The organism is Serratia sp. 25CWL12 (assembly GCF_055790885.1).
In genome coordinates, this window is record NZ_CM147698.1 from 42,734 (window position 1) to 64,692 (window position 21,959).

The window sequence follows — 21,959 nt, forward strand, 5'->3', positions numbered from 1 at the left end:
GCGGGTTCTGTGGTGACCAGCACAAAAAGTAGCGATGATTTTTGCTACGTAGATCACATAGTGTTCGGGTGTCGTCCACTTAAGTTATACAATGTGTTTTTCTCATCCTCCTATCTCCTCCCCCATGAAAAATTCTGTTACGGATGATTACCCTTTCTTGTTGTTAGCTCACTATCAGCAACATTAATTTTTTCCGTCTAGTGCAGCAGGAAGCTGGATTTATGTCGTTAATGCATATCGTTACCCACCTCATGTTGTACCGGCACCCAGCGGCTAGTTTCCGTGCCGGAAGGGATGATGCTGTTGGTGATGTACAAGACATGATGGCGGTACTGCCTTTATCTATTACCCATCAGGATCAATGTACTGCGAAAGCAGGGGAGTAACGCATGGCTAGCGTCACACTGCGCAGCGTTTATAAAGCCTTTGGCGAGGCTGTAATTTCCAAAGATGTCAATTTGACGATTAATGACGGTGAGTTTGTCGTGTTTGTTGGGCCATCTGGCTGTGGCAAATCGACCTTGCTACGTATGATCGCCGGGCTTGAAGATATTAGCTCAGGAGACTTGTTTATCGGCGAAAAGCGCATGAACGATGTGCCCCCTGCCGAACGTGGTATCGGCATGGTGTTTCAGTCTTATGCACTGTACCCCCATCTGTCGGTGGCGGATAACATGTCATTTGGCCTGAAGTTGGCCGGGACCAAGAAAGCGGAAATCACGCAGCGGGTTAATCAGGTTTCCGAAGTGTTGCAATTAGCTCATTTACTGGAGCGTCGTCCAAAGGCTCTTTCTGGCGGACAACGTCAGCGGGTGGCGATTGGCCGAACCTTGGTGGCAGAGCCCGATGTGTTCCTGCTGGATGAACCGCTGTCCAACCTGGATGCCGCATTGCGCGTACAGATGCGCATTGAGATCTCCCGCCTGCATAAACGCCTACAGCGTACCATGATTTATGTCACCCATGATCAGGTAGAGGCCATGACGCTGGCGGACAAAATTGTGGTGCTGGATGCCGGGCGTGTGGCCCAGATTGGCAAACCACTAGAATTGTATCACTACCCGGCTAACCGCTTTGTTGCGGGCTTTATTGGCTCACCGAAAATGAATTTCCTGCCAGTGAAAGTCACTGCAGTTGAACACAATAACGTGCAGGTTGAACTGCCGATGCCCAATCGTCAACAGGTGTGGATACCGGTTGAATCCGAAGGCGTTGAAGTAGGGGCCAACCTGTCATTAGGCATCCGTCCTGAACATCTGTTACCAAGCTCAGAATCTGCCTGTGCCCTGATGGGCGAGGTGCAGGTTGTCGAGCAGTTGGGTAACGAAACCCAGATTCATATTCAAATTCCAGAAATCCGTCAGAACCTGGTGTACCGCCAGAATGACGTCGTATTGGTGGAGGAGGGGGCAACATTTGTAATTGGGTTGCCACTTTATCGCTGCCATCTGTTCCGTGAAGACGGCACTGCGTGTCGACGCCTGTATCAAGAGCTGGGCGTTTAGCCTCGGGGATGTAATCAAGGTCATTCAAATTGCAGGTAGGCGGCAATGGAGTGAAGCCCTGGCAGCATAGCTAACTATGTGACTGGGGTGAACGACAACCACTAATACCGCAGCAGTTTGAATGGCGACGGGGATGGGACACAGATGCCGACAGGCAATAATAACAGGAGAACAATAATGACTACTCTGCGCAAACTTCCTCTGGCACTGGCTGTCGCCACCGGAATTTTATCCACTCAGGCGATGGCGGTGGATTTCCACGGTTACGCACGTTCTGGTATCGGTTGGACCGGTAGTGGTGGTACGCAACAGTGTTTCCAGGCAACTGGTGCACAAAGTAAGTACCGTCTTGGTAACGAATGTGAGACCTATGCGGAATTAAAGCTGGGTCAGGAATTGTGGAAAGACGGCGATAAGAGTTTTTATCTGGATTCAAACGTCGCTTATAGCGTTGATCAAGCCAATGATTGGGAATCCACTAACCCTGCTTTCCGTGAGATCAATGTCCAAGGCAAAAACCTGATTGCCGCACTGCCTGGCGCCAACATTTGGGCCGGTAAGCGTTTTTATCAGCGCCACGATGTCCATATGATCGACTTCTACTACTGGGATATTTCGGGCCCAGGTGCAGGTCTGGAAAATGTTGATCTCGGTTTTGGTAAGTTGTCGTTTGCGGTGACGCGTAATACTGAAGCGGGTGGGTCAGCCGCTTTTGGTAACAGCACCACACAATGGTATATCAATGACAGCGGTAACATCGCTTCGCGCCAAGTGGATAATCGGGCTGATGTATATAACGATGTCTACGATGTGCGTTTGGCTGGGCTGGAGACCAACCCAGGCGGTACCTTGGAGCTTGGTTTTGACTATGGTAATGCCAGCACCCGAGACGGTGTTGACTTGCAACCAGGCGCGTCGAAGAACGGTGTGATGACAACGGCTCAGCATACACAGAGTATGTTCGGTGGCTTTAACAAGTTTGTGGTGCAATACGCGACAGACTCGATGACTTCATGGAATACCGGCCACAGCCAAGGTGGCAATGTCAATAACGACGGCCATATGCTACGTGTGTTGGACCATGGTGCCGTTAAGATGGGTGAAGATTGGGAAATGATGTATGTGGCCATGTACCAGAACATTAATCTGGACAACAACAATGGCACGACATGGTATAGCGTCGGTGTACGTCCGATGTACAAATGGACCCCAATCATGAGTACCTTGTTTGAAGCGGGCTATGACAACGTTAAGTCGCAGAGAACAGATGATCGCAATGGTCAGTATAAGTTGACCTTAGCCCAACAGTGGCAGGCCGGTGACAGCATTTGGTCGCGTCCCGCATTGCGCGTATTTGCGACCTATGCCAACTGGAATGAGAAGTGGGGCTATGACAATGGCGTAGCCACTTATGATGGCGGCCGTGGCACAGATAATGAAGTCACCTTTGGTGCGCAATTCGAAGCCTGGTGGTAATCGGTTAAACAGCCGCTCTGAAGGGCGGCTGTCTCCAGTGTCATTAAGTCTGTTTAGCTGATATGGCTATTCTTGCCAGTTGCCTGTCAGCTTCTTTGTCTCTTTTTTGAAAGGGCCATAATAATGAAAAAGAAGATACTCGCTTTTTATCTGTCACTGTTTTTCAGTTCTACTTTTCCAGTCGTGACACAAGCTGCCGTGTTTAATGCATCGGCTGATGTGTCTGTTGCTCCGGCTATTTCCCAAGATGCTCTGCAAAAGTTACCTTGGCATCCGATTGTGCCGCCCGCGAGTGAAACTTTTAAGATTACTGCTGCAAACCCACAGATTAACCAAGGGGATATACAAGGTTCGGTGGCAGCATTTACATTGCCTGCTGACCGCGGTTCTCTTGAGATTACGCTGAGTAGTTTGGTTAATGATCGCAGCGTTTTTGCACCTAGCGTTTTGGTCTTGGATGAGCAAATGCGCCCTGCGGCTTTTTATCCCAGCAGTTATTTTCCGTATGAACGTGCTGGTGTGATGTCGGGCGACCGCTTGGAGGGTACCATCAAGTTGACCCCTTCTTTGGGGCAGAAGCAAATTTACCTGTTGGTATACACCACTCGTCAGGATTTAGCCGCCACCACAAAGCTTCTTGATCCAGCCAAGGCTTACGCCATGGGGGTAGGTAATGCGGTGCCTGATATTCCAGACCCAATTGCTCAACATGGCACCACTGGAGAACTGCATCTGAAGGTCCGCTCTGAGCAAAATATGGGGAGCGTCATGATCGGGCTGCCGGTGACCAGTTCTAACGCCCCTGCACCCGTGGTTGTGGGTTCTAATACCCCAACGGCTGCCACCACATCGGCCCCGGTAACCAAAGCAGTCGCGGAGCCTATGCTTAACGATACCGAAGCCTATTTCAATAATGGTATTAAGCAGGCGGTTAAGGCAGGGGATATCGATAAGGCACTGAAACTGATGAATGAAGCCGAAAAATTAGGCTCAACCACAGCACGTAAAACGTTTATCAGTAGTGTGAAAGGCAAGGGGTAATACCCGACACTGCCGATGTTGGCTTGATGATTGGTGTGCCCTGGCACACCTTTTTTCGTTATTACGCCCCGGATTTCTTATCATCCTGTTGCGGTGCTTTTCCCCTACCGATTTTCACCTCCCCGACAACAGGCCATTGCGACGAGGCACTCTCTTGGTGATATCTCACATTGAAAGTAGGCAAGTGATACCGTGCCTCAGGCGAATCGGCCTGTTGATTTCAAATTTCTGCGTTACAATGGCAACTTATGCCTGAATTCCTGTCACTTGAATAACGACGGGAATATTAGCGATACTTATCATCTAAAGCGCTGCCACCTAATGTAGTTTCTGGCATGGAGTATAATCATGTTTGGCACAAGGGACTCTATCTTGCCGGCGATTGAGTGGCTGCCTGAGTCCTCTTCAATACCTGCCGCGGTTGATGACTGGTTGATGGAGTTAGGGTCCATGACACGCCGTTTTGAACGTCACTGCACGCGTGTGCAGGTTGAACCTCAGCGTGAATGTTTTGTCACTGCTGGCCAATTGGCGGAGGAGACAACGCATTTACCCTGTAGTGAGCGTTACTGGTTACGTGAAATCCTATTGTTGGGTGACAACCAGCCCTGGCTGCTGGGTCGAACGCTGATTCCACAAGAGACTCTGACTGGGCCGGATCAGGCTTTGGTTGATTTGGGGACGTTGCCACTGGGTCGTTATCTGTTCAACAGCCCTAACCTGACCCGTGATTATATCCATATTGGGCAGTATCAGGACCTGTGGGCTCGGCGTTCCCGTCTGTGTTTGGCGGGAAAACCGCTGCTGCTGACGGAGCTTTTTTTACCCGCATCACCATTGTATGCAGTGGAACAGGGTGCACCAGCATAATAAGGGGAGATGAGTGTTGGAAGTGAGTGTGATTCAAAACAAATGGCAGGCTTATTGCCATCTGATGCGCATCGATAAACCTATCGGCGCGTTATTACTGTTGTGGCCTACGCTTTGGGCGCTGTGGCTGGCTGGGGAGGGTGTTCCTCAATGGCCGATATTGCTGGTTTTTGTCTCTGGTGTCTTTTTGATGCGTGCTGCTGGTTGTGTGGTGAATGATTATGCGGATCGTGCATTTGATGGCCATGTGAAACGTACAGCAGGGCGTCCGCTGCCCAGTGGGCGAGTCAGTGAAAAGGAGGCCAAAATTCTGTTTGTCTCCCTGGTGTTGGTCTCTTTTTTGCTGGTACTGACACTCAATGCCATGACCATCTGGTTGTCGCTGGCCGCGTTGGCTTTGGCTTGGATTTACCCATTTATGAAGCGGGTGACCAGTTTACCGCAAGTGGTGCTCGGTGCGGCGTTTGGCTGGTCAATTCCGATGGCCTATGCGGCAGTGAGCGAAGCGTTGCCATTGGTCTGCTGGTTGCTGTTTTTGGCCAATATTTGCTGGACGGTGGCTTACGATACCTTGTATGCCATGGTTGATCGGGATGATGATTTAAAGATTGGTATCAAATCCACGGCAATACTGTTTGGTCGCCATGACAAGTTGATTATTGGTCTGCTGCAGTTCGCCACGCTGCTACTGATGCTGTGGGTCGGTTATTTGATGCAGTTGAACGGGGTGTTTTACTGGTCGCTGTTATTGGCTGGGGTGCTATTTATTTATCAACAACAACAGATAGCTAACCGTAACCGCGAGGCGTGCTTCCGGGCATTTATGAATAACAATTATGTTGGTTTGGTGTTGTTTATCGGAATTATGTTCAATTATATCGGTGTCGTGGTTTAATAAATTTGGCCACCTGATGCAGGCAGAAAGGCATCCATGGGATGCCTTTCTGCGCTGATTACTCTTCTTTTAGCGCTGCTTCTTGCTCTTCTGGTGCCATTAGCGTGTTGGTCTCTTCTAGCATACTGACGCTTTCGATGGTCAACTTGATTTCTGGAGTAATCAAATCGCTCAGTATGGTGTAGACCTCCAGCGTATGCTCACGAATAGCATCGCCACTATCATTGATATAGCCCTCTTCACGTAATGTGGCCACTAACGTGGAGAATACGGCTTTATCGAAGAACTCCGGCGCATTGATACCATGCAGAACCGATAGACGCTGGGCCATAATGCGGCTCTCTTTTTCCAACGCCCCCCGGTTGATACTCGGGTTGGCGCTAAGGAGTGACATGGTGATGGCATAACGTTGCAGGGTTTCACGGACACCGGCAGCTAACAGTTGCAATGGACGGATTCGAGCAGGGTTGAGTACCAGTTCCTCGCCTTTATCACAAATCAATTGCTGACGCGTCAACTCATCAATCAGTGGTTGCAGTACCTCTGACAGTTGATCTTTGTCGTAACGCAGGAACAGTTCCGCCTTTAACATCGGGTAGATCAGACTCACCTGGCGTAACAGCTCAACGCGCGATACTTGACGGTGATGCATCACAATAGTCGCAATCAGGGAAGGCAGCACTAACATATGATGAATGTTATTGCGGTAGTAGGTCATCAGCACCGCTTGCTCACGCGGCAGAATAATAATGTCGCCAATATTGTCCTGCTCTACTTCAAACTTACTCATGCTTAAAGCGTGGTCCAGCAGTTGCTCAGGAGTTTGAGCAGGGGCGGTGGCATCGGGCGCATAAGGCGCGTTACGCATCAATTGCAGATAGCATTCCAACTGTTCAAGCAACTGTTCACGGGCTAACGAACGTTGGCGAGAAGCCAGTAACGCTGTGCAACACAGGTTCATGGCGTTGGCCGCAGCGGCATTGTTGATCCTTACCATAATTTCGCTAGCCAGACCGTTTACCACCGGCGTCAGCCAGACTGGGCGCTGCGATTCTATCGGATCGATGGATTCACGCCATTGAGGCGCCTGTTGATTGAGATAGGAGGTCAATGGAATGGGTTCGCCAAAGTTTACATACCCTTGGCCTAGATTGCGTAACTTACGCAGCCCACGAAGCATCTGCAGCAGGCCCTCTTTTTCTTTGGTGGCACCACGCAGTTCTTTGGCGTAGGTACCCACCTCCATCACATGCTCATAACCGATATAAACCGGGACCAGGGTAATCGGGCGGGTACCCCCCCGTAACATGGCTTGAATTGTCATGGATAAAGTGCCGGTTTTCGGCTCCAGTAACCGGCCAGTACGAGAACGCCCACCCTCAACAAAATATTCTACCGAATAGCCTCGGGTGAATAGTTCACCAAGGTATTCACGGAAAACCGTAGAATAAAGTTTGTTACCTTTAAAGGTACGACGGATAAAGAATGCCCCCAAACGGCGGAAAATCGGCCCGGCAGGCCAGAAATTGAGGTTAATCCCTGCGGCGATATGCGGGGGAACCAGCCCTTGGTGGTAGAGCACATAGGAAAGCAAGAGGTAATCCATATGGCTGCGGTGGCAGGGGACATAGACTATCTCATGACCATCTTGTGCCAATTGCCTGACTCGTTCGGCCTTGGTGACATTAATACCCTGATAGAGGCGGTTCCAGGTCCAACTCAGGACGCGATCAGAGAGACGTACCGCTTCATAAGAGAAATTAGCCGCGATCTCTTCCATTAAGGAAATAGCGTTCTGTTGCGCTTTTTCGTAAGAGATCTTCTTGCTGCGAGCTTCATCTTCTACTGCTTTCTCAATGGCCTTGGAGGCCAGCAGCTTATTGAACAGATCCTGACGAACAGGCAGACTTGGCCCAACGGCGGCCAGGAGTTGGCGAGAGAAATGCATCCGCGCCACGCGCGCCAGTTTTTGTGCAATGGTTTTATCTGTACCATGTTCGGTTGCCATACGGCGTAAAGAAACGGTGTTGGAGAAGCGGACAAAGCTATCGCGGCCCAACCAGAGTATGGCGAAGAATTTTTGCACACCGTTTAGCAGGCGCAGGTGGGGGGCACCCTGCCCTTCACGACCAGGGGAGCGACCAAACATCACTGACACCGGTAACATTTGGATATCAAGGTCTGGATTACTGCGGTGAAGATCCAGATAATCATGGAACAGTTTTACCGACTCTTCTTTCGGTGTGTAGTAGCGAAAGACGCGTGGCCCTTCATGGATAAACACATGGCTGGGCAACACGGAGCCATCGATTTCAAGTGGCTCAAGGGGGTCGGGCAGATCCTGCGCCAGACACTGGGTACGCAGAGTGAGTAAATCTGCCTTGGAATTATAAGGCAAAACATACAAAATCGGCCTAGACGGATCCAACCCTAACTCCGAAATAGGGTCTGAAGGGATAATTTTACTTTTTACCAAAAACTTAAGTGGTAAATTCAATAGGTTATAATAAATTTTACGCCAACCTGACATAACGACCTGAAGCCTCTTGTTAGCAATTGCGCTGAAAGCATACCAGAAACCGTGTAACAGGTCTGTGGTATTGAAACGATGACCTACCTTGTGAGATGAAACATGGCAAATCAAATTACTGGCATGACACGTATTATTAAAGCTGTTGGCTATTCATATAAAGGATTAATTGCAGCCTGGCGCAATGAGGCTGCTTTCCGCCAAGAACTGGTGGTGGCCGTGGTGGCTATCGTACTGGCGATATGGCTTGATGTGGGGGCGATAGCGCGCATTTTATTGATCGGCTCCCTGGTGCTGGTGGTGATTATTGAAATTATCAACAGTGCGATTGAAGCGATCGTTGATCGGGTGGGAACTGAATATCATGAGCTTTCCGGGCGATCGAAAGACATGGCTTCAGCCGCGGTTTTTCTGACGATTTTGTTGGCGCTGTTTGTCTGGATCTCGGTGCTCTGGGATCACTTCGCCTGACGAGTAAACCGATGTCATGGGGTGCGATCAATCTCGCTAATCCCTGATTTTTATTTATGAATTGATTCCCAATCCTGGTTTACCTGTATATACTCACAGCATGACTGTATAAACAAACAGGGGGCGGAATGAAAGCACTAACTACCAGACAGCAAGAGGTCTATGATCTGATTCGCGATCATATTTCACAAACGGGCATGCCACCAACACGTGCCGAGATCGCAATGCGCCTGGGGTTTCGCTCACCAAATGCGGCAGAAGAGCACCTGAAAGCTCTGGCCCGCAAAGGTGTTATTGAAGTGGTTTCCGGGGCTTCTCGCGGTATCCGCTTGCTGATGGAAGAGGAAGAAGGGTTACCTTTGGTTGGCCGGGTGGCGGCGGGTGAACCCTTGTTGGCTCAGCAACATATTGAAGGGCACTATAAAGTTGACCCGAGCTTATTCCACCCTAGTGCGGATTTCCTGTTGCGCGTCAGTGGGATGTCTATGCGCGATATTGGTATTCTGGATGGCGATCTGCTGGCGGTGCATAAAACTCAGGATGTGCGTAACGGCCAGGTGGTGGTGGCTCGTATTGAAGATGAAGTGACAGTAAAGCGCCTGAAGAAACAGGGTAATATTGTTGAGTTATTGCCAGAAAACAGTGAGTTTCAGCCAATAGTGGTGGATTTGAAGCATCAGAATTTCACGATTGAAGGCTTGGCGGTGGGCGTGATCCGCAACGGTGACTGGCTCTGACACCTCTTTTTTGTCATGTTATCTAATCAAATAGGTATATCGCCTCAATAGCGGGGCGATATTCTGTCCATGTCAACAACTCTACTTCTGCCGTCGGAATAGATCGCAATGCGTTTACTCGCTACCTTCACCAGCCCTGCTGACAAAATACTGTGGCGTCTGGCATTGCCAATGATCTTTTCCAATATCACGGTTCCTCTGCTTGGTTTGGTGGATACAGCGGTTATCGGCCATCTTGATAGCGCAATTTATCTTGGTGGGGTAGCGGTTGGTGCAATGGCGACCAATTTCCTGTTTATGTTGTTACTATTTTTGCGCATGAGTACCACCGGGTTAACGGCGCAGGCGTTAGGGGCAGGGGACCCACAGCGCTTGGCGCGTACTTTTATGCAGCCGTTGCTGTTAGCGCTGTTGATTGGCTTAACCATAGTGTTACTCCGTGGCCCACTGATCTCGCTGGCATTACATATTGTCGGTGGTGATCAAGCGGTATTAGTACAGGCTAGACGGTTTCTGGAGATCCGCTGGCTGAGTGCCCCGGCAGCACTGGCGAATATGGTATTGCTCGGCTGGTTGCTCGGTGTTCAATATGTGCGTGCGCCGGTGGTGATGCTGATAGCGGGTAATCTGCTGAATATCGTGTTGGATATCGTGCTGGTGATCGGCTTGGGTTGGGGTGTCTCGGGGGCTGCCACGGCAACGGTGCTGGCGGAGTATGCCACACTGCTGTTGGGGTTATGGCTTGCTTGGCGGGTATTATGTTCACGTGGCATCTCATTAGCGATGTTGCGGCATGCCTGGCGCGGTAACTTACGTCGCTTGTTGGCACTTAACCGCGATATCATGCTGCGCTCACTCCTGCTGCAATTGTGTTTCTCTTCGTTAACGATTTTTGCGGCGCGCATGGGGAGTGATGTGGTGGCCGTCAATGCGATATTGATGAGTTTGTTAACATTTACCGCCTATGCTTTGGATGGCTTTGCTTATGCCGTTGAGGTCCATTCCGGTTACGCCTATGGCGCAAGGGACGACCGTCAATTGCATGCGATATGGTATGCCGCTTGTCGCCAGGCAGGTATGCTGGCACTGGGCTTTGCCACGGTTTATCTGTTTACCGGGCCTTATATTGTCGCGGCTTTAACCTCATTACCGCTGTTGCGTACCTTGGCCGGTCACTATCTTCTCTGGCAAGTCGTGCTGCCTGTGGTGGGAGTCTGGTGTTATTTACTGGATGGTATGTTTATTGGTGCCACCCGTGGCACTGAAATGCGCAACAGCATGGTGGTGGCAGCAGCGGGTTATGGGCTGACTTTATTTACACTGCCACTATTAGGTAATCATGCGCTATGGCTGGCTTTGGCTGTATTCCTGGCATTACGTGGTGTTGCGCTGGGGTGGATATGGCACCGTCATCAGGTGCGTGGTACCTGGTTTTCACTCCCTGCCAAGGGTGAATAAGGTCACCTGTTTTACTGCGGTTTGAAAGGAGTGTGAACTCTCTATTTTTTCTTTATCACTATGCTGTGATCATGCTGGCAACTGTGTTTGTGGTTACAGGCTTCTATTTCAACACAGGCGGAGCATAACCCATGTGCTTCAACCACACTGTGGCGTAAGACAAAACCTGATTCCAGGGCGAGTTTCTGTAGCGTTTCTTCCACACCCTCTGTCGTCCGTTCAGTGACTTGCCTGCAGCGATCGCAGATAAATAGCGCTGAGGTGTGCATCGGCTGTTCGAAGTGATGGCACAGTACGTAGCTGTTAGCAGATTCTATGCGGTGAATAAACCCTTGCTCCAGTAAGAAATCCAGTGCTCGATAGACGGTGGGCGGTTTGGCCTGAGGTTCTGCGATACGTAACAGATCCAGTAGATCGTAAGCACTGATGGCTCCGGGTTGTTCAGTCATCAGACGTAACACTTCCAGCCGTTGTGGGGTCAGCCTTACATTGCGCTGCTGACAGAGTTGTTCAGCCTGCGCGAGTAGCTTTTCCTGATTGGTTGAGTTCATCGCCAATATCCCGGTAGGTGAATAGGCGCTGATTTTATCATATTCATCGGCAATCGCCGAGAGGTGCCTAGGGGAATAACAAGTATCATGACGCGTTTGCCGGACTAACATAGCGGTTAGCGCACTTGGTTGGTTAACTGGCAATGATTAATAGCTAAGATTATTAGAACCCATCATGATGAAATGATGATTAACAGAGCGGTAACTTCAGTGGTAACGGGGAGGGATTGATTTCCGCACCGAAGATAGGCACGGAAACAATATTGATGCGGGATTATTTGATGCCCATTGAAGTTTTCATTTGAGCCATCATATCAAGACCTTGCTTGCAAGCTGGATCTTGTTGTTCTGTAGGCATGGCAGAGATCTGTTGCTTGGCCTGTTCCATCTGGGTTTTTAATGCTTCCATTTGCTGTTTTGCCGCGTCATTGGTTTCAGACGCTTTGGCAATTAACGCATCAACTTCCTCAACATATTTTTTACATGTATCGGTCATTTCACCAGCAAAAACGGAAGAGGACATAGCTAACAGGCTGCACGCAAGAATTAATTTTTTCATCAGTAACAATCCAATTATTAATATTTCATCCTAACCATCCCAATGATGGTGAAATAATTATCTAAAAAAGTTGTTCATAAAACAAGCAGATGCCAGGATTATTATTTTGCAATATGTACTCATCAGATATTTTTATTTTTCTGATAACGCAGATAGGGAAAAATTCAATTAATTAGCATCTCTTTCAGTATGGCTTTAGTGGTATTTATTATTTTTACTTATGAATTTGTGTTGTTTACATTATCCGTCAAGTTACATTCCTGTTGGTACGCACCGAACACTACTGCCAGTTTCTGACACTCGGGCAACAGATACTGCCCATGTTAATCACCGCAACCTAAGGACGCTTTAAAATGAATGATGGCAAAATTACCCTCTATACCCACCCTATGTCTCGCGGCCGCACAGTGCGCTGGTTACTGGAAGAGTGCGGTGCCAGTTACGATACCGTAATACTTGATTATGGCACCAGCATGAAAAGCGCCGAGTATCTGGCGATTAACCCCATGGGCAAGGTGCCTGCGCTGACCCACGGTGATGCGGTGGTGACTGAAGCCGCGGCCATCTGCACCTATTTGGCGGATCTGTTCCCGGAAAAACAATTGGCCCCTGCGCCCGGTAGTCCGGAGAGAGCGGCATACTATCGCTGGCTATTTTTTGTTGCTGGTCCGCTGGAAGCGGCATTTATGGGCAAGTTGCTTGATCAGTTAGCGCCAGCAGACAAAGCAGTTATGGTGGGGTATGGCAGCTATGAATTAACCATGAACACCTTGGAGTCTGCTATCAAACAGGGGCGGCCTTACTTGTGCGGTGAGCAGTTCAGCGCGGTAGACGCCTATCTGGCGGCCTGTCTTGATTGGGGCATGTATTCCGGTGGCATTGAAAAACGCCCAGTCTTTGAGCGTTACATAGAACCTATCCTGCAACGCCCAGCTTATCTACGCGCCAAGGCAATGGATGATGCGCTACTGGCCGAACACCCATTCCCGGGCTAACGCCGATATTGCCCGCTAACCTGTTACCATGCCCGAACTGACGATGTTCGTCATTCGGGCTAATTATTGTCACCGCGGTGAGAACTACGTACTTGTCTGAAGTACTTGCCGCCTGCAAACAACTCCCTCATGATGCAATCATTGATTTTGTTTGATGGATTGTTAACAAATGAACACGATAGCAAGAGTGCTGTTAAGCCTCAGCATGCTGCTCGCCAGCACCCTGTGCTCGGCTGAAGAGGAGGTGTTCGATAACCCGGCCGCTAAGCAACAGGCGCTTCTTGTGGTTGAGCGTTGGCAGCTTGCCTATCAGAATAAAGATCTAAAAGAATTGGCGGCGCTTTATGCGGATCAAGTGGATTACTTCCATAAAATGGTCACGCGCGAAGCCGTCATGGCTAATAAGGCCGCATTTTTCAATGCAGAGAAAAAGAAGTTCTTGTCACAAGCCATCGTCAGCACGATCACGGTTAACGTCAATGGGAATGATACTGACGATGGCGGTCTGGATGATCGTTTGCGTGCCGAGTTTGTAAAACAGGTGAATGTGGCGGGGCAAACGCAAAACTACCCCGCCAGCCTGTATATAAAACCGAATGCGGCGGGGAAATGGCAGATTATTGCTGAGTCTGATGGTATTACCGATGCCAATCTTGGCTTTGATGATGATAGCCGCCAAGTGGTCAGGGGCAAGTTCGATGGCCTCCAACGACAATATGCCTGGGTAGATAGCCGCAACGCTAAAACCGGCGGCGATTGTAATAATGGCGACAATTGCCATTGCTATCTCTGGACGTCAAATGCAGAGGTTAAACCGACAATCATACCTCAGTGCATTAACGCATCGCTGGTCGTAGTTCCGGGGCTCGACAGCAGCGGGCGCGATCGTCTGCAACTGATTGATCAGCGTTGGCAAGGGAGCTGGTTGGCAATTCATTTGTACGATATCCAACACGCGCAGTGGACACCAGCTATTCCCAGTGTGAGCTCCAACGTCAGTGCCATAGAGCAGTTTACCGGGGCTCTCGTGACCCCCGAGCCGGCAAAACCAGGATTTGTCCGGATTACAGAAACCACCTCAGATCCTGACACCGCTGAATTTATCAATAAGACACTGGTGTTACCGTTAAATAATCTGCCGGGTTACGAGACCAATGTGGTAGCGGCGGCTGACCGCTGTCTGAATTATGAACAACCTGTCAGCTTCAGCGGCATTGTCGAAATAAGTGTGTTCTTTGGTCCACCAAATTTTGGTGAGGAGCCAGAAACTGACAGCCGAAATATTCAGGGGCTGCTTTTCTTGGATAAGCCAATTTGTACTGTTGGTGATGATGTTAATGATGCTGAAAAAGAGCAGATTGAGGTGACCTTGATTCCTCCCCGTGCTGTCGATCTAGCGGATTTTGCTGGTAGGCACGTGACTGTCAGCGGTAGTCTTAGCCATGGATTTAACGGGCATCATAATACGGCGCTGTTATTATCACTTTCGGGCGTACCCAAGATAACGGCTAAAACCAAGACCCAACAGTAAGCGTTGATGTCATCAGCTATCAAGCTTAGGCATTTTTCCTGATGCGGTTGCGGTGTACTGAGTGCAGTGACGTTTACCAACTGTTGAGCCGCTTTGGTGATGATCAACGGCGTTCCTTGTCACCAACAATGCAGGGCTGATACTTCAATGCGCCCTCTGCGCGCTGGCATTTCACTATGCTATAGTAGGCCCTATTTCATTCTCTTCCGCCGGTCCTCATTGGTCATTGGTAAGTGGCCTGTCAGGGGGTGAGAATGCCAAAACACAGCAAAAAGCTTAAACATGCATCAAGATAAACAAGCACCAAACGCGTTTCAATCTAGCGTAATAGCTGAAAAATCAGCTCAGTTTCCCTCTCACCGTTTCTCCATCGCGCCAATGCTCGATTGGACTGACCGCCATTGCCGTTACTTCCACCGTCTGTTGACTCAGCAAACTTTGCTGTACACCGAAATGGTGACCACCGGTGCGATTATCCACGGTAAAGGGGATTATCTGGCTTACAACCAGGAGGAGCATCCTGTTGCGTTGCAACTAGGCGGGAGTGATCCCAGCGCTCTGGCGCATTGTGCCAAACTGGCACAACAGCGTGGCTATGATGAGATCAATCTTAACGTGGGTTGCCCATCAGATCGGGTGCAGAATGGGATGTTTGGTGCCTGTTTGATGGGGCAGGCTGACTTGGTGGCTGACTGTGTTAAGGCAATGCGCGATGCAGTTTCAATCCCGGTGACGGTAAAGACCCGTATTGGTATTGATGAACAGGATAGTTATGAGTTCTTGTGCCACTTTATTTCTACGGTGGCGGGGCGCGGCGAGTGCGAGACGTTCACTATTCACGCCCGTAAAGCCTGGCTTTCCGGCCTGAGCCCGAAAGAAAACCGTGAAGTTCCCCCACTGGATTATCCCCGCGTCTATCAGTTAAAGCGTGATTTCCCGGCACTGAGCATTGCGATTAATGGTGGGGTAAAAACCCTGGAAGAAGCCAAACAGCATCTGCAACATCTGGATGGCGTGATGATGGGGCGCGAGGCGTATCAAAACCCTTCGATTTTGGCCGCTGTCGACCGTGAAATATTCGGTTCCCAGAGTGAAGTGAAGGATAGTATTGCGATTGTTGAAGCACTCTACCCCTATATTGAGCGTGAACTGGCGAACGGGACTTATCTGGGCCATATTACCCGCCATATTCTCGGCCTGTTCCAAGGGGTGCCCGGAGCCAGGCAGTGGCGTCGTCACCTGAGTGAAAATGCCCATAAACCGGGTGCAGATGTCAACACTGTTGAACAGGCATTAGCCTTGGTGCGTCGCTAGCGGGTGGGGAGTCGGTATCAAATAGCGTCTAATTCGCCAATATTTTTAACCAAAAGTTGGTTTTTTTGACCATGAGCCAATCCTAATTCATTTAATTTGACCGGCTGTGTTTATCTGGCAACCTGTAGATGGCGGGTATTACCGCCATAGCATGTGACTTTCGGCAAGTTGGCCTGTTTCTTGCTTGGTTAATAACAATATTAATAACAATGCTAATAGCAATATATTTGTTAATAACCATACAAACAGCACAACCTGATTTCCTGAGGAGCAACCTATGCTGGAACTATTTTTTCTAATTGGCTTTGTGGTCATGCTGGTGGTGACAGGTGTTTCATTGTTAGGCGTGATTCTTGCCCTGTTTGTGGCGATGGCTTTCATGCTGCTGGGGGGGATGGTTGCCATGGTGATTAAACTGTTGCCCTGGCTGATCCTGGCGGTGATTGTGGTATGGATATATCGTGCAATAAAGAAACCTCAGCCGCGCGGTTATTAATACTTTCCATATCATCAAAACCGTCTATTGCGCCAAGCGCCTGACCACTTTTGCTGTAAAGGTTCGTCATGCGTCAGTGCATCACGGGGCAGAGTTCGATATCTGCCCTTGGTGATGATGGGTTGCTGACGATTTGCCGGTAATTGACCAGACTAACCTTGCCGCATTAAAGCCCGGGAATTAACAGACTGGACCCACTGGTTTTGCGGCTTTCCAACACTTGGTGTGCCCGCTGGGTATCAGCTAGCGCGAATTTCTGCTCTGGTTTCACGTCAACTTTGATCACCCCGCTACCAATCAACGAGAACAACTCGTTACTGGCAAACTGTAATTCCTGGCGGTTGGTAATGTAGCCATTGAGCGATGGTCGAGTGACATACAGTGAACCTTTCTGATTAAGCAAACCGAGATTGACGCCAGTCACTGGCCCGGATGCATTGCCGAAACTCACCATCAACCCACGGCGTTTCAGGCTGTTGAGGGAAGCTTCCCAGGTATTCTTGCCTACAGAGTCATAGACGACATTGACCTTCTCGCCATGGGTCAACTCTGCAACGCGTTCAGCGATATCTTCCTGGTGATAATTGATGGTTGCCCAGGCTCCCGCATGTTTTGCCAGTTCGGCTTTTTCGTCGGAACCGACACTGCCGATCAGTTTGGCGCCTAATGCCTTGGCCCATTGGCAGGCGATTAACCCAACGCCACCCGCCGCGGCATGGAATAGAAAGATTTCCCCAGGTTTAATTTCATAGGTTTGACGTAACAGATAATGCACCGTTAACCCTTTGAGAAAACAGGCGGCACCTTGCTCAAAACTCAGGTTATCGGGCAGGATCACTACTTTTTCCAGTGGAACGTTGTGAATTTCGCTGTAGGCACCCAGCGATGATTGGGCATAAACCACCCGATCGCCGGGTTTGACGGCACTCACCCCCGGTCCCACTTTTAGCACCACACCTGCAGCTTCGGTACCTAGCCCACTGGGTAAGTGCGCCGGAGGATAGAGACCGCTACGGATATAAGTATCAATATAGTTGATACCAATGGCTTTGTTCTCAATCTGAACTTCGCCAGCAACGGGATCGACAGGTGTAAAATCAACTAACTGCAACACTTCCGGGCCACCGATGGTGGAGAACTCAATGCGCTTTGCCATGTTGTTACCTCGATTAATCCTCTGATTTTGTTCTATGCACGTCTTGCAGGTGATGCGCCTTAATTGTTTAATTCACCGTGGTGCCGTGAGTATGTCATTAAGGATATAGCCATAGGTGATGGCGCAAGAATCGTGGATAAAAATCACGTATACTCTCGCATCAGGATCCATTATTGGCAACGGGATAAAAAATAGCTTTCATGGCAGGTAAAAAACCCCCTTTTAAGACCAACACCAACGAACCCAGAGATCGCCAGATGGAAGGGCTGAAGATGCCGCCACATTCGTTGGAGGCTGAGCAGTCCGTATTGGGTGGGTTGATGCTGGATAATGAGCGCTGGGATAACGTCGCCGAGCGGGTCGTTGCCAATGATTTCTTTAGCCGCCCACACCGGTTGATCTTTACCGAGATGCAGCGTCTGCTGGAGATGGGGCGGCCCATCGATCTGATTACGCTGTCCGAATCATTAGAACAGAAAGGCGATCTGGATTCAGTAGGGGGCTTTGCCTACCTGGCTGAATTGTCGAAAAACACCCCTAGTGCGGCGAACATCGGTGCTTACGCGGATATTGTGCGTGAGCGTGCGGTAGTGCGTGAAATGATCTCCGTCGCCAATGAAATTGCCGATGCTGGTTACGATCCCCAGGGGCGTAGCAGTGAAGATCTGCTCGACCTGGCGGAATCCCGCGTCTTCCAGATTGCTGAAAATCGTGCCAGCAAAGATGAAGGGCCAAAAGGTATCGAGCGTATTTTGGAAGATACGGTTGCCCGCATCGAACAGCTCTACCAACGCCCCCATGATGGCGTTACCGGGGTATCCACCGGCTATGGTGACCTGGATAAGAAAACCGCCGGCCTGCAGAAGTCGGATCTGATTATTGTGGCTGCCCGTCCTTCGATGGGGAAAACCACTTTTGCCATGAACCTGTGTGAAAATGCGGCCATGATGCAGGATAAACCGGTGCTGATCTTCAGCCTGGAGATGCCTGGCAACCAGATTATGATGCGTATGCTGGCTTCTTTGTCGCGGGTGGATCAGACGCGTATTCGTACCGGTCAGTTGGATGATGAGGATTGGGCACGTATCTCCAGCACCATGGGGATCTTACTGGAGAAGCGCAATATGTATATTGACGACTCCTCTGGCCTGACCCCCACCGAAGTGCGCTCTCGTGCACGGCGTATTTTCCGTGAACATGACGGGCTTAGCCTGATCATGATCGACTATTTGCAGTTGATGCGTGTACCTTCACTGTCTGACAACCGTACGCTGGAAATTGCAGAAATCTCCCGCTCACTGAAAGCGTTGGCAAAAGAGTTGCAGGTACCTGTGGTGGCGCTGTCGCAGTTGAACCGTAGTCTGGAACAACGTGCGGATAAGCGCCCAGTTAACTCTGATCTGCGTGAGTCGGGTTCTATCGAGCAGGATGCCGACCTGATTATGTTCATCTACCGTGATGAGGTTTATCACGAAAACAGCGACCTGAAAGGGGTGGCAGAAATTATTTTGGGTAAGCAGCGTAATGGGCCTATCGGTTCGGTGCGTCTTACCTTTAACGGACAGTGGTCGCGCTTCGATAATTATGCGGGGCCGCAATATGATGATGAGTAATCAGCTAAGGAACTGAAATGAAAGCGGCAACCGCTGTAATCGACCGCCGTGCTCTGCGACATAATATGCAGCAGGTGCGTCGTCTGGCACCACAAAGTCGCTTGGTTGCTGTTGTCAAAGCAAACGCTTACGGACACGGTTTGCTGGAAACGGCCCACACGTTGCAGGATGCGGATTGTTATGGTGTGGCGCGCATTGACGAAGCCCTGATGCTGCGAGCGGGGGGGATAGTGAAGCCGATCCTGCTGCTGGAAGGCTTTTTTTGTGCCAGCGACCTGCCGATGCTGGTGGTGAACAATATCGAAACGGCGGTGCACAGCATTGAACAACTGGAAGCACTGGAGCAGTGTGAACTGGCTCAGCCGGTACGGGTATGGATGAAACTGGATACGGGCATGCACCGCTTAGGGGTGCGTCCGGAGCAAGCCGAGGCGTTTTATCAGCGGTTGAGTGTTTGCCACAATGTGGTGCATCCGGTGAATATCATGAGTCACTTCAGCCGCGCCGATGAACCGCAGGCGGGGGTGACGGAAAAGCAAATCGCCAGTTTTAACGCGTTTGTTGACGCTAAGCCGGGGCAAAAATCCATCGCTGCTTCCGGCGGGATCTTACTCTGGCCGCAGGCTCACCATGATTGGGTGCGTCCGGGTATTATTCTGTATGGCGTTTCTCCACTGGAGACACAGGATGCCAGCTGTTTTGGCTTGCAACCGGCGATGACGCTGAAGTCGAGTTTGATTGCGGTGCGTGAACATAAAGCCGGTGAACCGGTAGGCTATGGTGGCGCCTGGGTAAGTCCGCGCGATACGCGCCTGGCGGTGGTGGCCATGGGCTATGGCGATGGTTATCCGCGTAGCGCGCCTTCAGGTACGCCAGTATGGGTTAATGGGCGCGAGGTGCCGATCGTTGGCCGGGTCTCCATGGATATGATCTCGGTCGATCTGGGGCCAGATGCCAGCGATAAAGTAGGCGATGAAGCGGTATTTTGGGGCAATGAACTGCCGGTTGAGCGGGTTGCGGCTTGCAGCGGTGTCAGTGCCTATGAGTTGATCACCAAACTGACTCAGCGTGTGGCAATAGAATATCTTGGCGAGTGAGTCATTGCCCGCCGCTAATAAAGCGGCGGGGATAACCGCAGGTTATTTATTAACGGCCAGCCAGTTATCGATAATTTTCTGATACTCCCCGGTGGCTTTGCTCAGGTGTAGCCACTGATCAACATACAACTTCCAGCTCATATCATCACGTGGCAGCATGTATGCCTTCTCTCCATATTGCATTGGCTTGTCTGGATCGACAGCGCAGAGTTGCGGATAGCGTTTCTGCTGATACAACGCTTCGGAAGCGTCGGTGATCATCACATCGGCTTTATGGTCCACCAACTGTTGGAATATGCCCATATTGTCGTGGGAAAGTGTCAGCTTGGCATCAGGCAGATAGGCGTGGACAAAGGCTTCGTTGGTGCCCCCAGCGGGTTCGATCAATCGCACGGTTGGCTGATTAATTTGGGCGATAGTGCGGTATTTTTTTACATCGCTACAGCGTACCAGCGGGATCTTGCCATCTGTCCCGAGCTGTTCAGCGAAGAACGCCTGTTGTTGGCGTTTCAGCGTCACCGAAATGCCCCCCATGGCGATATCACATTTCCCCGATACAAAGTCTGGCATCAGAGTTTTCCAGGTGGTTTTTACCCATTGCACCTTGGCACCCAAGCTGTTGGCTAACGACTCCGCCATCGCGATATCAATACCTTCATAGCTGCCATCCTCTTTCAGGAAGGTATAAGGTTTGTAGTCACCAGTGGTGCAGACCGTCAGAACTTTTTGCTGCAATACCTTGTCAAGATTGGATTGCGCACTGGCTCCGCCAGCAGCAAGCAGTAAGAGTAAACAGAGTCTTTTCTTCATATCATATCCTTGTGGAGCCCATCCTGTTTCAAACTGCCATCTGCCTAGGTACTCCGGTACTTGATGGCAGTGGGGCGCTGCAAACACAGCCGACAGCTTAAAATCATAGGGCAAATACATTCGTGGTTTTATGCGCTACTTAGCCGTCAATTGTTGTTGGTTTGCGTGATTTACCCATTTTTTATGCCATAGCGGAGTTGAGATACTGACTTTACTGCTAAGTAACTCGCAACATGGCAATGGAGCTGGTTTCAAGGCCAAAAAAACTGATAGGCTGTAACGTCAATATTTATTAACACACTTTACAGATGGCTATGTACAACATTGACGATTTCGATATGAAAATCCTGACTTTGTTACAGGCTAATGGCCGTCTGACAAACCAGGAGTTGAGTGATTTAGTCGGGCTTTCCGCCTCCCAGTGTTCGCGGCGGCGTATCAGCCTGGAGCAGGCCGAACTGATCAAGGGCTACCATGCCCGGCTGGCACCAGAAGCTGTCGGCCTGGGATTAGTCGGCATGATAGAGGTCAGCCTGATCACCCATAGCCAGGAACAGATAGACAGTTTTCATCAAATGTTGGGGGAAGTGGAGGCGATTGTTGATGCTTACAAGATTGCCGGTGATGCCGATTATTTGCTAAAAGTAGCTGTGGCTGACTTGCCTGCATTGAGCGGCTTTATCAGCCAGACGCTTTCCCGCCACAAGAGTGTGGCCCATATAAAAACAGCGGTGGTACTTGAGCGGATCAAGGAAGGCGGTTTACTTCCAGTCGTGAGATAAACAGCTCGGAAAATTTACCCCCCAGTGAAATCAGGCTGAACTTTATTGAACGGCCAACTAACCCAAATCAGG

At 50.1% G+C, this 21,959-nt stretch carries 21 protein-coding genes; 16 read left to right on the top strand and 5 right to left on the bottom strand.

Translation table 11 applies throughout. From position 1 onward, the window contains the following. Positions 1–221 precede the first annotated feature (221 nt). The 6 genes from ACX9GV_RS00170 to ubiA all read left to right on the top strand — a co-directional run bounded on the left by ACX9GV_RS00170 (position 222) and on the right by ubiA (position 5,787). The gene (locus ACX9GV_RS00170) at positions 222–386 is read left to right on the top strand and encodes a hypothetical protein (RefSeq protein WP_473196640.1); all 165 of its coding nucleotides are present in this window, start codon (positions 222–224) and stop codon (positions 384–386) included. Positions 387–389: 3 nt separating this feature from the next. Further along, on the top strand, positions 390–1,505 hold the full coding sequence (gene malK, locus ACX9GV_RS00175) for a maltose/maltodextrin ABC transporter ATP-binding protein MalK (protein WP_473196641.1): 1,116 nt from the start codon (positions 390–392) through the stop codon (positions 1,503–1,505). 177 nt (positions 1,506–1,682) lie between these two features. After that, on the top strand, positions 1,683–2,981 hold the full coding sequence (locus ACX9GV_RS00180) for a maltoporin (protein ID WP_473196642.1): 1,299 nt from the start codon (positions 1,683–1,685) through the stop codon (positions 2,979–2,981). A 123-nt stretch (positions 2,982–3,104) separates the two neighbouring features. Then, on the top strand, positions 3,105–4,022 hold the full coding sequence (gene malM / locus ACX9GV_RS00185; RefSeq protein WP_473196643.1) for a maltose operon protein MalM: 918 nt from the start codon (positions 3,105–3,107) through the stop codon (positions 4,020–4,022). A gap of 348 nt (positions 4,023–4,370) precedes the next feature. Then, a complete protein-coding gene (gene ubiC / locus ACX9GV_RS00190) occupies positions 4,371–4,892 on the top strand; it encodes a chorismate lyase (protein WP_473196644.1) in 522 nt (173 codons plus the stop codon). Between the two features lie 16 nt (positions 4,893–4,908). Then, entirely contained in the window at positions 4,909–5,787 is an 879-nt protein-coding gene (gene ubiA / locus ACX9GV_RS00195; RefSeq protein ID WP_473197935.1) for a 4-hydroxybenzoate octaprenyltransferase, read from the top strand. A 58-nt stretch (positions 5,788–5,845) separates the two neighbouring features. On the opposite strand, the gene plsB is transcribed toward ubiA, so the two are convergent. Further along, a complete protein-coding gene (gene plsB, locus ACX9GV_RS00200) occupies positions 5,846–8,317 on the bottom strand; it encodes a glycerol-3-phosphate 1-O-acyltransferase PlsB (protein WP_473196645.1) in 2,472 nt (823 codons plus the stop codon). A 102-nt stretch (positions 8,318–8,419) separates the two neighbouring features. On the opposite strand from plsB, the gene ACX9GV_RS00205 reads away from it, so the two are divergent. The 3 genes from ACX9GV_RS00205 to dinF all read left to right on the top strand — a co-directional run bounded on the left by ACX9GV_RS00205 (position 8,420) and on the right by dinF (position 10,983). Further along, positions 8,420–8,788, top strand: a complete 369-nt coding sequence (locus ACX9GV_RS00205) for a diacylglycerol kinase (RefSeq protein ID WP_023490520.1) — start codon at positions 8,420–8,422, stop codon at positions 8,786–8,788. 128 nt (positions 8,789–8,916) lie between these two features. Continuing rightward, positions 8,917–9,525 (top strand): transcriptional repressor LexA, encoded by a 609-nt coding sequence (lexA, locus tag ACX9GV_RS00210; protein WP_473196646.1) that lies wholly within the window; start codon positions 8,917–8,919, stop codon positions 9,523–9,525. Positions 9,526–9,633: 108 nt separating this feature from the next. Then, a complete protein-coding gene (gene dinF / locus ACX9GV_RS00215; protein WP_473196647.1) occupies positions 9,634–10,983 on the top strand; it encodes an MATE family efflux transporter DinF in 1,350 nt (449 codons plus the stop codon). Between the two features lie 41 nt (positions 10,984–11,024). Here the strand turns inward: dinF and zur are convergent, their stop codons facing one another. Both zur and ACX9GV_RS00225 read right to left on the bottom strand, forming a co-directional pair. After that, positions 11,025–11,534, bottom strand: a complete 510-nt coding sequence (gene zur / locus ACX9GV_RS00220) for a zinc uptake transcriptional repressor Zur (RefSeq protein WP_473197936.1) — start codon at positions 11,532–11,534, stop codon at positions 11,025–11,027. 274 nt (positions 11,535–11,808) lie between these two features. After that, entirely contained in the window at positions 11,809–12,093 is a 285-nt protein-coding gene (locus ACX9GV_RS00225; protein WP_023490524.1) for a DUF5339 domain-containing protein, read from the bottom strand. 353 nt (positions 12,094–12,446) lie between these two features. On the opposite strand from ACX9GV_RS00225, the gene ACX9GV_RS00230 reads away from it, so the two are divergent. The 4 genes from ACX9GV_RS00230 (at position 12,447) to pspG (ending at position 16,429) form a co-directional block, all read left to right on the top strand. Then, the gene (locus ACX9GV_RS00230; protein WP_473196648.1) at positions 12,447–13,088 is read left to right on the top strand and encodes a glutathione S-transferase family protein; all 642 of its coding nucleotides are present in this window, start codon (positions 12,447–12,449) and stop codon (positions 13,086–13,088) included. A gap of 169 nt (positions 13,089–13,257) precedes the next feature. Continuing rightward, positions 13,258–14,619, top strand: a complete 1,362-nt coding sequence (locus ACX9GV_RS00235) for a DUF4431 domain-containing protein (protein ID WP_473196649.1) — start codon at positions 13,258–13,260, stop codon at positions 14,617–14,619. 282 nt (positions 14,620–14,901) lie between these two features. Beyond that, on the top strand, positions 14,902–15,933 hold the full coding sequence (dusA, locus tag ACX9GV_RS00240; protein WP_072011650.1) for a tRNA dihydrouridine(20/20a) synthase DusA: 1,032 nt from the start codon (positions 14,902–14,904) through the stop codon (positions 15,931–15,933). A 277-nt stretch (positions 15,934–16,210) separates the two neighbouring features. Continuing rightward, positions 16,211–16,429 (top strand): envelope stress response protein PspG, encoded by a 219-nt coding sequence (gene pspG, locus ACX9GV_RS00245; RefSeq protein WP_023490528.1) that lies wholly within the window; start codon positions 16,211–16,213, stop codon positions 16,427–16,429. Between the two features lie 166 nt (positions 16,430–16,595). Here the strand turns inward: pspG and ACX9GV_RS00250 are convergent, their stop codons facing one another. After that, positions 16,596–17,585 carry an NADPH:quinone reductase gene (locus tag ACX9GV_RS00250; protein WP_473196650.1) on the bottom strand — a complete coding sequence of 330 codons (990 nt, stop codon included), beginning with the start codon at positions 17,583–17,585 and terminating at the stop codon, positions 16,596–16,598. Positions 17,586–17,785: 200 nt separating this feature from the next. Between ACX9GV_RS00250 and dnaB the strand changes: the two genes are divergently transcribed. Continuing rightward, a complete protein-coding gene (dnaB, locus tag ACX9GV_RS00255) occupies positions 17,786–19,198 on the top strand; it encodes a replicative DNA helicase (protein WP_037384198.1) in 1,413 nt (470 codons plus the stop codon). A 17-nt stretch (positions 19,199–19,215) separates the two neighbouring features. Further along, on the top strand, positions 19,216–20,295 hold the full coding sequence (gene alr / locus ACX9GV_RS00260) for an alanine racemase (RefSeq protein WP_473196651.1): 1,080 nt from the start codon (positions 19,216–19,218) through the stop codon (positions 20,293–20,295). A 42-nt stretch (positions 20,296–20,337) separates the two neighbouring features. Here alr and ACX9GV_RS00265 read toward each other — a convergent pair whose 3' ends face one another. Beyond that, complete coding sequence (locus ACX9GV_RS00265; protein WP_473196652.1) at positions 20,338–21,105, bottom strand: transporter substrate-binding domain-containing protein; 768 nt, start codon at positions 21,103–21,105, stop codon at positions 20,338–20,340. A gap of 314 nt (positions 21,106–21,419) precedes the next feature. Between ACX9GV_RS00265 and ACX9GV_RS00270 the strand changes: the two genes are divergently transcribed. Further along, positions 21,420–21,887 (top strand): Lrp/AsnC family transcriptional regulator, encoded by a 468-nt coding sequence (locus ACX9GV_RS00270; RefSeq protein ID WP_023490533.1) that lies wholly within the window; start codon positions 21,420–21,422, stop codon positions 21,885–21,887. Positions 21,888–21,959 lie beyond the last annotated feature (72 nt).